At 29.0% G+C, this 12,006-nt stretch carries 12 protein-coding genes; 4 read left to right on the top strand and 8 right to left on the bottom strand.

Annotated elements, in window-relative coordinates:
* The first annotated feature begins 507 nt into the window (after positions 1–507).
* Both cls and L1S49_RS22750 read left to right on the top strand, forming a co-directional pair.
* Positions 508–1,941 carry a cardiolipin synthase gene (cls, locus tag L1S49_RS22745; protein ID WP_238907611.1) on the top strand — a complete coding sequence of 478 codons (1,434 nt, stop codon included), beginning with the start codon at positions 508–510 and terminating at the stop codon, positions 1,939–1,941.
* A gap of 144 nt (positions 1,942–2,085) precedes the next feature.
* Complete coding sequence (locus L1S49_RS22750) at positions 2,086–3,468, top strand: DUF2334 domain-containing protein (protein ID WP_238907612.1); 1,383 nt, start codon at positions 2,086–2,088, stop codon at positions 3,466–3,468.
* A 46-nt stretch (positions 3,469–3,514) separates the two neighbouring features.
* Here L1S49_RS22750 and L1S49_RS22755 read toward each other — a convergent pair whose 3' ends face one another.
* Positions 3,515–4,390 (bottom strand): radical SAM protein, encoded by an 876-nt coding sequence (locus L1S49_RS22755; RefSeq protein WP_238907614.1) that lies wholly within the window; start codon positions 4,388–4,390, stop codon positions 3,515–3,517.
* Positions 4,391–4,459: 69 nt separating this feature from the next.
* Positions 4,460–5,344 (bottom strand): VIT1/CCC1 transporter family protein, encoded by an 885-nt coding sequence (locus L1S49_RS22760; protein ID WP_238907616.1) that lies wholly within the window; start codon positions 5,342–5,344, stop codon positions 4,460–4,462.
* A gap of 153 nt (positions 5,345–5,497) precedes the next feature.
* Between L1S49_RS22760 and L1S49_RS22765 the strand changes: the two genes are divergently transcribed.
* Positions 5,498–5,734, top strand: a complete 237-nt coding sequence (locus L1S49_RS22765) for a DUF1292 domain-containing protein (protein WP_073022843.1) — start codon at positions 5,498–5,500, stop codon at positions 5,732–5,734.
* A 62-nt stretch (positions 5,735–5,796) separates the two neighbouring features.
* Here the strand turns inward: L1S49_RS22765 and L1S49_RS22770 are convergent, their stop codons facing one another.
* The 6 genes from L1S49_RS22770 to L1S49_RS22795 all read right to left on the bottom strand — a co-directional run bounded on the left by L1S49_RS22770 (position 5,797) and on the right by L1S49_RS22795 (position 11,016).
* Complete coding sequence (locus tag L1S49_RS22770; RefSeq protein WP_021803796.1) at positions 5,797–6,066, bottom strand: hypothetical protein; 270 nt, start codon at positions 6,064–6,066, stop codon at positions 5,797–5,799.
* 394 nt (positions 6,067–6,460) lie between these two features.
* The gene (gene truA / locus L1S49_RS22775; protein WP_238907618.1) at positions 6,461–7,198 is read right to left on the bottom strand and encodes a tRNA pseudouridine(38-40) synthase TruA; all 738 of its coding nucleotides are present in this window, start codon (positions 7,196–7,198) and stop codon (positions 6,461–6,463) included.
* Between the two features lie 79 nt (positions 7,199–7,277).
* Positions 7,278–7,592, bottom strand: a complete 315-nt coding sequence (locus L1S49_RS22780; protein ID WP_021803798.1) for a PTS lactose/cellobiose transporter subunit IIA — start codon at positions 7,590–7,592, stop codon at positions 7,278–7,280.
* Positions 7,593–7,677: 85 nt separating this feature from the next.
* Positions 7,678–9,093: a PTS cellobiose transporter subunit IIC gene (celB, locus tag L1S49_RS22785; RefSeq protein ID WP_073022845.1), complete on the bottom strand. Its 1,416-nt coding sequence runs from the start codon at positions 9,091–9,093 to the stop codon at positions 7,678–7,680.
* Positions 9,094–9,139: 46 nt separating this feature from the next.
* Positions 9,140–9,439, bottom strand: coding sequence for a PTS sugar transporter subunit IIB (locus tag L1S49_RS22790; RefSeq protein WP_021803800.1), 300 nt, complete (start codon positions 9,437–9,439; stop codon positions 9,140–9,142).
* 179 nt (positions 9,440–9,618) lie between these two features.
* A complete protein-coding gene (locus L1S49_RS22795; protein WP_238907620.1) occupies positions 9,619–11,016 on the bottom strand; it encodes a glycoside hydrolase family 1 protein in 1,398 nt (465 codons plus the stop codon).
* Positions 11,017–11,205: 189 nt separating this feature from the next.
* On the opposite strand from L1S49_RS22795, the gene L1S49_RS22800 reads away from it, so the two are divergent.
* Entirely contained in the window at positions 11,206–11,916 is a 711-nt protein-coding gene (locus tag L1S49_RS22800) for a GntR family transcriptional regulator (protein WP_021803801.1), read from the top strand.
* Positions 11,917–12,006 lie beyond the last annotated feature (90 nt).

Consider the following 12,006-nt stretch of genomic DNA (forward strand, 5'->3'; position numbering starts at 1 on the left):
TCCTCTGTTTAATTTTCAAAGACCATTTTTTCTTTTTCGCTAATCTCTCTCAGCGACAAGTGTTATCTTATCACACAGCTCTTTGCCTGTCAACAACTTTTTTCATTTTTTGTTGATCAATTTCTTACTAAGAAATGTTTGCCTTCACTTGCGACGTGTTTTATCTTAACATCTACGAAACATATAAATCCTCCTTTCAAAACTAAATTAGCGCATATAAATTCCTATTACTACAAAATACTCATTTTTTCTCGCTTTTTTTATTATTGATACACTAGGATATGTTTATATTTATTTTTTCTTATTTAATACAATTATGACTTCATATAAGAATATTCTCCTACCTGATATTAAATGCTTATTTATGTTAATAATATGTAATACCAGATTAAAGTATAGAGATTTTATATCAAATTTAATAATCTTTGACTATTATAATAATATCTTAACCACAATTTAAATAACTGGTATAATATTAATCATATATTCTATGAAGGGGGAAATTAGATGAAAGATTTTACTAACTACATTACATATGCAATAATGGCCATTAATATTATTGTTGGTACTGCTATAGTTGTTTTAGAAAGAAAAAAGCCCGAAAAAACAATAGCTTGGTTATTAATTTTATTATTACTCCCTCCTGTTGGGTTAGTTCTTTATATATTCTTAGGACAAAATTGGAAAATACATAAATTGAATGATCGTATATCTAATGAAATAAAGGATTTAATAACCCCTATAATAAAGGAATATAAACTTAAACAATATACTCCGCTTATTGAACTTCTTGCTAATAATAGTGACTCTCCTATCTTTCCAAATAACGATATCAAATTCTATACTAATGGAGAGGATAAGTTTAATGATTTAAAAGAGCAACTCCTAAATGCCACTCATCATATTCATTTAGAGTATTATATTGTAAAAAGTGATACTATAGGAAATGAAATAAAAGATATCCTTATAAAGAAGGCTAAAGAAGGAGTTAGGATTAGATTTATTATAGATAGAGTAGGCGCTAAAATGAAAAAGTCTTATGTAAAAGATTTGAAAGATAACGGAATTGACATCGTGTTTTATTCTTATTTCTTAGCTCCACTATTACGCCCTATAAATACCCAAATAAATTATAGAAACCACAGAAAAATAGCCATAATAGATGGAAAGGTAGGGTTTTTAGGTGGTATAAACATCGGAGATGAATACCTAGGCAAAAGTAAATTCGGTTACTGGAGAGATACTCATCTTATGGTTAGTGGTGACTTCGTTATGGCTCTTCAGGCAGTTTTTTTAGATGATTTTTTAACAATACAAAAGGCAAATAACGAATACTCTTTTTATGATGATGAATTTGATCAATACTTTCCTGCAACTTCAGTAAAAAATGATGTTCTTATGCAACTAGTTAAAAGTGGACCTGACTCTGAATTTCCAGCAATAATGCAGGGAATGTTAAAAATGATAACAATGGCAAAAAAGAACATTTATATATCTACACCTTATTTTGTTCCAAATGAAAGTATAATGGATGCTTTAAGAATATCTTCATTAGGTGGAGTGGATATTAAAATAATTTTCCCGGAGCAAGCAGACCACTTTACAGTTAACAAAGCTTCAAGGACATATTTAGGAGAACTGATGCGTTGTGGCGTAAAAGTATATTTTTATGATAAAACAGCTTTTATCCATTCTAAAACTATGACTGTAGATGGCAAACTATTTACTTTAGGTACAGCTAACATGGATATCAGAAGTTATGATTTAAATTATGAAATTAACTGTGTGGTTTATGATGAGCATAAAACTAAAGAGCTTGATGATATCTTCAATAATGATTTACTTAGATGCAGAGAATTTCCTCTAGAAGAATATGAAAATGAAGGAAAAGTCGATAAATTTATAGAGGGAATTGCTAGAATTTTTTCATCGCTACTATAAAATACTCAATTAATGTATCAATTGCATTAATTGAGTATTTTTTATTATATTTACATTAACTTTTTATTACTTCTATATGTTTATATTAGCTAATATTATAGAATAGTGTTATTCAGTAATATCAACTAAAAGGAGTTAATTCCAATGATAAAAAAATTTCTCTATTTAATTCCAATATCTATAATCGTAATTATTTTATATGTTTATTTTAAACCAGATTTGAGAGTTAAATTTATTGAAGAGTTTGACGGAAAAAGCCTCACATCATTAAAAAATGATAAACTTGTACATAGTTTTAAAAAACGTAAACTATCTAGAAAAATTCCATCTCTTCCTAATGACATAACCTCTATATCTAAAGTAAATAATGTAGATTTAATTTATAAGGATGATAAATTAGACCTTTCTGCTCCTATTCTTCAAAAAGGACAAAGATATTACATATCAATAAAAGATTTTTGTGAATCAGTAGGTGCAGTTTATAATTATTTTGGAGATAAGTATACAATAGAATTTAACAATCAAATATACACGGTATCAAAAGAAAATAAAAATATATCCTCAAAAGCAGGCACAGTAGGACTTAGAGGTGAAGCTTTAACTAATCATAAAACAGAATATTTATCAGTTTCTGATATTGAAGAAATATTTTCTTTTATAAGTTATTGGGATATTGATAATAATAAAATATCATTTTTCCCTATAGATAATTTGAAGATAAAGATTCCAAAGGCTAATGGTACTATATCTTTAATTAGATTAGAAGATATTTCTGTGGGTGAAGAATATAACGGCGATAATTTACTTAAATTTAAAATGGTAGCACAAAATCTTTATATAAATAATGCAAATTTCTCAATAGCATGGGTTCCTAGATTTAAAGATCCTGAAAATAACGTAGATATAGATCTTTTAAAAGATTTTAATATGACTAATGCTGCATTTATAAATACCTTAGATTACATTATAAATAGAGGTGGAATTATAGGTCTTCATGGTTATACACATCAATATGGAAATGAGAAGAGCATAGTTAGTTCTGAACTTACAAAAGATCATAATACTAAAGAAGAGGATGTTATAAATATTGTAAATTCAGCGATAACTACAGCAGACTCATTAAATATACCTTATAAGTTTTTTGAGTCTCCACATTATAGAGCTACTGAATATCAACAATCTATACTCGAAAAGTATTTTGATTATATATATGAACCTTACGTAGGTATATGGAACAAGCTCCCCTTGGTTAGTCCTAGGAATAATACTACTATATATGTTCCAGCACCTTTAAGTTATGTAAAAGACAACAATGTTCAAGAGTTACTAGATAATATTAAAAGCAACAAAAGTTCATCTCTTGCAAGCTTCTTTTACCATCCATACAAAGAATTTGATTATATAAACATTGATATTAAAGATGGTCAACTAAATTATACATATTCTCAAGATGCTCCATTAAATAGAATATTAAAAACACTTGATGATTGTGGATATGTAACTATAAAACTTACTGATATAAAATAGAAAAAAGATTAGCTGATGTTAAATTAGCTAATCTTTTTCTTTAAATTCACTCTAAAAAACTTAATTGAGTTGAAGATATCTCCTTATAATAAGATGGCATTTCCGTAGATATTCCGTGTATCTTACAATAATCATAAAACATCTTCTTTATCTTTTCATACTTTTCAATCCTACAGCTATAGTAATTTTTATAATGACTTTGATACTTTTCCTTCACTCCAGGAAATAGCTTATCTAGTTTCTCATAATAATAATCACGTTGTCTATCCCTTAATGTTACTCCAAAAAATGGGTAAATATATTTAACCCCATATTTCTTTGCCATATTCAATATTTCCATGATGTTTTCTTCATTATCTTCTATGAATGGTAAAATAGGCATCATAGTTATACCCACATTAATGCCCAGCTCTGATAATATACCTATAGCCTCAAATCTTTCTGTTGGACTTGATGCAAAAGGTTCTATCTTTTTGGCCAAGTTATCATCAGCTGTTGTTATTGTTATAGCTACAGATGCATATATCTTGTTTATTTCTTTTAATAAATCAATATCTCTTAAAATTAGATTACTTTTAGTTACAATATTAACTGGATATCTAAAGTCTGCAATTACCTCTAATGCTTTTCTAGTAAGCTTATACTTTCTTTCCACATGAGTATAAGGGTCACTCATAGCCCCAGTTCCTATGGTTCCTTTAATTCTTTTTCTAGCTAATTCATTTTTTAAAAGTTCCACTGCATTTGTTTTTACTAATATATTATCGAAGTTTTCTATCCTATAACACTCACTTCTAGAATCACAATATATACAACCATGTTGGCAGCCTTTATATATATTCATAGTATATTGCACTCCAAACCATTGATCTGGATATTTATTTTTAACTAAAATTGATTTAGCCTCTATTTCCTCTATCATACTATTTAACCTCTTCATATATACTTAATCTAATCTTACCAAACATAATTGCACATAAATGTGTCATATTTAAATATCAATTCCTAAAAACTTTTTAACTAATATCCCAATACCAAAAGATATAACTGCAACACCTAAGCTTATACCTGTCATTTCTAAAAAACGTCTTTTAAACTTTAAATCCTTAGCTATTGAAATATAATAATTAAATCCTGCTATTATTAAGACTACTGAAGCAATCATTATTCCAAGTGCCACTAAGTAATCCTCTGGAGGTAAAAGCAAAAAAGGTAATATCAATATAATTACAGTAAACAAATATGCTATTCCTGTATAAGTACAAGACTTTAATGCATCTTTTCTTCCCTCTGATCTTGCAGAAAGAAATTCTGATGATGCCATAGATAAAGTTGCTGAAATGCCCGTAATCAATCCAGACAGTGCTATTATTCTGGTATTTTGAATAGCCAAAGATAAACCTGCTAAGGTTCCAGTAAGTTCTACTAAGGCATCATTTAATCCAAGAACCATAGAGCCTACGTATTTAAGTTTTTCCTCATCAAGAAGCCCTAAAAGCTCTTTTTCATGCCTGTCCTCATCATCTGCAATCTCCTTTGCTTTAGGTATTTCCTTTGCTATAATATCATAATTAATCCCAGCAGCCTCTTCTCCTTTTTCTAAAAGTTTTAAAGCAAAAGTAAAGCCTAAAATTCTGCTTATTAATACATACCAAAACACCTTTAACTTTTTAGGTTTAGCTTCTTTATTGGTGTATTTTTTCCACACATAGCTATGAGCTTTTTCTTCATTAGCTATTTTTTCTAGAACTTTTCTATTATTATCATTTTTTATTCCTTTTGCTACTTTACTATAAATATAGTATTCAGTAATTTCATCTATTTGCATTTTCTCTACTAATTTTTTTATTGGATCACTTAATAAAACTTCACTCATAATACCTTCACCTCTTTTACAAATATATCCACGTCTTCTATAAGTATATTATAAAAAAGTTAAAATAAATAAACAACTTCCATTAATATTTATAATTTAATTTATTTAATTTGAGAATAATAAACTTGAATAATTTTTAAGGAGTGAAGATAAATGAGCGAAAAAAGAAAAATGACCTTTACTGATGAAAATGGAGAAAAAGTTGATTACACAATACTTGACCAATTACTAATAAACTCCAAAGAATATGTAGTCATGGCTCCAGTTGGAAATGAAAAAAATATAGAAATATACAAAATGCTATTTGATGCTAAATTAAACGAAAGCCTAGAAGCCGTCGAAAGCGAAAGTGAGATTTCTATGGTAAAAAAAGCTGCACATATTAGTTAGAAATAATAAGACTGTACTTAAATCTGATTTTAAGTACAGTCTTATATCATAAAACAAGTGGATTAATCTATGTACACGTCAATAACCTTAGCAACATAGTCGTCTAATCCTGATTTTGATAATACCACAAGAGACTTATCTATTTCTCCTGGAATCTTGGCACTATATGCCTCAGCTTCATTGGTATCATAGTTTTCATCTCTTAATACAATTATATCGTTCCCCTCAGCCACCTCATACTCTTCAAGTATTTCCGCAACACGATCCTCTACTTCCCCAGTAGGACATTCTAATTCTCTTATCTTCTCAATTGCATCTTCAAGCTCTGTCATAATTTTTCCTCCTAAATAACATTATTACAATACTATTCTATCCATTTTAATCTATTTAATTCCTTCTCATTACTATTCAGTAGAACATTATCATCAAGCTTCATTAAAGTCATTTTTTTATATTATGTTTAATAAAAAGTTACACTTTATTGCTGTAGGAGCCGTTTCTCAGGCTCCATTAGAATCATTTTTCTTAATTTATGTTTAATAAGAAGTTAAGCACTTTATTACTGTAGAGGCTTCTTCTCAAGCCTCATTAAAGTCATTCTAATTGATAGTTATGTCTAATAAGAAGTTAAGTACTTAAATAGAAAAGTACTTAAATAGAAAAATAGAAAAGTATTTAAAAAGAAAAAAAGCTATTGCAAATTTAATTACAATAGCTTTAATTTTATTAAAATGTTACATCTTTTAGTATTAATCCTTTAGGTTGAGCTATAGGGCCAGCCTCTGCTCTTCTTTTTTCATCTAAAATTCTTTTTACATCCTCTGGTTTAAGTTTTCCTTTTGCAACTTCTAAAAGAGTTCCTGTAATAATTCTCACCATATTTAATAAGAATCCATTTCCATTAACCTCAATTTCTATTAAACCATCATTTTCTTTTATGTCTATATAATTAATAGTTCTAACGGTAGATTTGGTATTAGGTTTTAGACTAGTAAAACTTTGAAAATCATTAGTTCCGATTAAATATTCAGCACCTTTTCTCATATTTTCTAAATCTAATTTCTCATCAGTATGATATACATACTTTCTGTTAAAAACATTTCTAACTTTACTATTATATATTCTATAAATATAAGTTTTTGATTTAACATTATATCTTGCATGGAATCTCTCACCAGTATCTTTTATAGATTTTACTACTATGTCTTCTGGCAAAAAGTCGTATAGATATCCCATTATAGTATTGATACTATAATCGCAATTAGTGTGGAAGTTTGCTACATAATTCTCAGCATGAACTCCTGAATCTGTTCTTCCGCAACCTATTACTTGTATAGTTTCACCTGTCATTTTAGATAAAACATTTTCTAATTTTCCTTGTATAGTTAAGTCGTTATCCTTCTGTCTTTGCCATCCTTTATAGCGTGTTCCATCATATTGTATGATCATTTTTAAGTTTCTCATCTAATTCCACCTTTAGTCTATTTAGTATTTATTTAAAACAATAGCCTTATTATAAATTAAAATAGACTAAATTAATAGCTTATTTTTCGTGAATCATTGTATACATGTTTATCATTTCTGTTACAACATCTTTTAATGTAGCTGTAGTTAACAGTTGATCTTCAGCATGCATAAATAATATAGAGAACTCAAGCTTTTCTCCTCTTGCTTCTTTTTGAACTAAATCAAAGTGACCTTTGTGTCCTTCTTTTAAATGTTCTTCTGCTTTTTTTAATGTTTCTTTAGCTTCTTCTAACTTCTTTTCTCTTGCAAAGCCTAAAGCTTCCATTATGTATGATTTTGCTGTACCTACTTCACTTATTATTTGAAATGCTGCTAATTGTAATTCTTCCATTATTGTTCCTCCTAAATGCTTTAATTATATTTGTGAAAAGATAACTTAGGAGAACAGCTTACGCCTATTCTCCTAAGATTTTATATTATGCAGTTACTTCTGGGTTATCTAAAGCTTCTTGTCTTTCTTTTTCTGCTACCTTGTTACCTACAACTACAAATGGGAAGTATATTAATGTAGCTATTGCTAAGTTTACTAAAGCAAGTATCATAGCGTTTATGCTTCCGTTAGTGTTAAAGAACGCTCCTAAACCTACTGGCATTGTCCATGGTGCCATGTTAGTTATTGGAGGAATAAATCCTATTGTATATGCGATTGTTGTAACTATAGCAAGTATAGGTTGTACAATTATATATGGTATAAATAGTACTGGATTAAGTATTATTGGAAGACCAAATAATATTGGTTCGTTTATTTGGAATATACCTGATGGTAAACCAAACTTCGCAACTTGTCTCCAGTCTGGACGTTTTGATGCTAAGAATATAGCTATTACAAGTCCTAAAGTTGCTCCAGTTCCTCCTAAGAATATATAAGAATCTATCATAGGCTTAGCCCACATATTGAAATGCTCTCCTGCTTTAACTGCAGCATCAACAGATCCATATTTTTGGAATAAGTCAACATTTTGAAGTGCCATAACTCCCATAACTGGGCTGTCTAGCGCTGATAAAGCTAATGCTCCATGTACTCCAAAGAACCATAAGAATGCTGAGAAGAATACATATACAGCTCCTACTAATCCACCTGCATTAGTTAGTGGTGTAGCTATAAACTTAATTATAAGATCGTGGAAATTCATACCGTTTCTTGATAATATAGTTGACAATGAACCTAAAATAGTTAAAATTATAAATCCTGGTATTAATGAACTGAAAGAACGAGATACTGCTGGCGGAACGTTCGCTGGCATTTTTATTACCCATCCTCTTTTTACTATAAATGAATAAAGTTCTCCAACAAATAAACCGATAAGCATACCTGATATAACGTTTTGTCCACCAAAGAATGATGTTGAGAATCCTCCAACTGATTGAGTTAATTTAGATGCTACATCTATTGTTATAACTCCATCTTTTATTAGGCTTGTATAATCAATGCCTATTGCAGCTGGTGTTAATGTTATGAATGAAACTATACCCATTAAACCAGTAGCTCCTTCATCAACATTGTTCTTTTTACCTATTTCACTAGCTAGCATATAAGGTATCATTAATGACATTATACCTATTGTTCCATTTATAGCAGCGTTACCGATGCTTTGGAATTGAGCAATAGACTTAACAGTGTCTTCTGATAATCTTATACCCATTTGATAGAAGAAAGTTCCTTCCCCAAAGTTTAAAAATACGTTGTTAATAAGTATAAACATAGCACCTATTAATGATAGCGGCATAAGTCTTAAGAACGCATTTTTAATTGCATTTAGATAGGCATTATTTCCTATCTTCATAGCTACTGGCACAACTTTTTCTTCCAGAACAGCAATTAACTTATTCATATTTAACCCTCCAAAATAATGTTTTTATATTTTAAAAATTTTATTATTACCCTAATAATTTCAATGCTTTTTCTAATACTGCGTTTCCATCCATTAACCCGTACATTCTCATTTCTATAACATCTACAGGCTTGTCTGGATAAATTTCTTTTATCGCATTTAAACGATATTTTATTTGTGGTCCAAGTAGTATTACGTCAGCTTCTTGTCCTCTTTCACTTACTTCTGCTTCTGGATATGCAAATATATCTACATCAATGTTTTTGCTTTTAGCTGCTTCTTGCATCTTACTAACTAATAATGATGTTGACATTCCTGCTGAACAGAATAATCTAATTTTTTTCATATTAAAATCCCTCCCTTTTTAATAGATGATGTAAATGCTTACAAAACAATTATATATCCATATTTATTAAAAGTCAATATATTATTACATAAAAATATATACTTTTGTTTTTAAGAGATATACAATGACATAAAATCAGAAAAATCGACATTAAAAACTAATGCCGATTTTTTGAAATATTAATCAACTAACTCATTATTTTCTGCAACTTTTTTATACCATAAACCACTTTTCTTAACACTTCTTTTAAAGTTGTTATCTAAATCAACTCTATAGAATCCATATCGATTTTTATATGCATTAGTCCAAGACCAGTTATCTACAAATGTCCACATATGGTATCCAAAGCAATTAGATCCTTCCTCTATTCCTTTATGAAGCCATTTTAAGTGCTCAAAAAGAAACTCAATTCTATAATCGTCTTGAACCATTCCATTTTCATCTATAAATCTGTCTTCATCTTGAACTCCCATACCATTTTCTGAAATATACCAAGGTATGTTTTTATAGTTATTTTTAATGTTTACTGCTATATCATAGATAGCCTTTTCATATATCTCCCAGCCTCTATAGATATTCATTTTACGTTCTGGCCATTCATAGTTATCAAAAAATGTTTCTGGCATTAAGGCTTCACTTGGATCTACTGCCTTTTCTCTTGCTTTTATTCTACGTGGTTGGTAATAGTTAACGCCTAAATAATCCACTGTATTATTTTTGATCACTTCAAGATCATTTTCATGGATTTCTGGAATTATATCGTTATCTTTTATAATTTGAATTAATTCCTCAGGATATTCCCCTAATATTGATGGATCTAAAAAGCTTCTATTGAAGAATAAATCTGCAATATTTGCTGCTTTTACATCATCAGGATTATTTATATCTCTTGGATAAGAAGGTGTAAGGTTAAGTATTATTCCTATCTTTCCATCTTCAACATTTAGCTTATGAAATTCTGCAACTGCTTTAGCACTTGATAACATAGTATTATATGCTACTTGAACAGCTCTTTTCATATCTGTTACTAAAGGATAATGGAATTGATATAGATATCCGCCTTCTACTGGAACTATAGGTTCATTATGAGTAGTCCAATATTTAACTCTATCAGAGAATAGTTCAAAACACTTACGTGCATATCTAGCATAAGCTTCTACTACTTCTCTACTTTCCCAGCCGCCTTTTTCTTGCATAGCTAAAGGCATATCAAAGTGATATAAGTTTATGATTGGTTTTATACCATTTTTTATTAGCTCATCTATAATATTATTATAGAATTCTACTGCTTTTTCATTAACCGCGCCATCACCATCTGGGATTAATCTTGACCAAGTTATTGATGTTCTATAAGAGTTAAAACCTATATCTTTCATTCTTTTAATATCTTCTTTGTACAAATTATAAAAATTTGATGTATCTTGTGGCCCTACTTGGTTAAAAAACTTTTCTGGATCGATTTCATACCAGTGATCCCAGATGTTTTTACCTTTACCATCTTTATTTGAAGCTCCTTCTGATTGAGGACCTGAAGAAGCTGCTCCCCATAAAAAGTTTTTTGGAAATTTATAATTCATTTATTTTCCCCCTTAAAAGTATATATTTTGGTTCAAATATTATTTTACGGTTAAATAATATCATACTTTTAATATAAAAGTCTATACTTTTAAATTTATGGTAAATATCTATTCTTATTTCATAAATTTTGTTATACTATAAATATAAACCATAATAAATATACTTTTGATATGATCAGGAGATTCATAATGCTAAAATATGTTGAGATTGCTAATGATATAAGAGATAAGATTTTGCAAGAAGTTTATATTCCAAATGAACAATTACCTTTTGAAAAGGATTTAGGCGAACAATATAAGGCTAGTAAAATGACTGTAAAAAAAGCTTTAGATATGCTTGTTGCTGAAGGTCTAATTGTTAAGAGACGTGGAGCTGGTACCTTTGTTAAAGATGTACAGATTAAGGATATTCAAAGATTATTACTTTCCAGTCAGTTTGAAGGACTTACAGCTAGTAATTATAAACATGAAGTTACTAGCCAAGTAATTGAATTTGCAGTTATCCCAGCAAATGAGGATATTTGTGAAAAACTTAAATTAGAACCTGATTCTTTTGTTTACAAAATCATTCGTTTAAGATTAATAGATGGCAAACCTACTGTCATCGAAGAGACTTATATGCCTCTAGCACTTATGCCTAACTTTAAAAAATCTATTTTGGAAGGTTCTTTATATGAATATATTGAAGATACCCTTGGGTATAAAATTCAAAGTGCTCATAGAACTATACATGTTAGAAAAGCTACTCCTTTTGAAATAGAACATCTGCGTTTAGAGGAAAATGATCCTATTGCTGATGTTCAACAGGTTGGATTTTTAGATAACGGACAGCCTTTTGAATATTCACTTTCATTTCATCATTACTCATTTTATGAATTTAAGACTGTTATTATAAAATAAAAAGAAGTAGCTTTACGTAAAATGATACCTATAGACTGGACACATGAAAAAAAGTGTTTAGTCTGTAGGTATTTTTTATATAATAGAAAT

The organism is Clostridium sp. YIM B02506, from assembly GCF_022324845.1.
Taxonomy (GTDB): domain Bacteria; phylum Bacillota; class Clostridia; order Clostridiales; family Clostridiaceae; genus Clostridium_T; species Clostridium_T intestinale.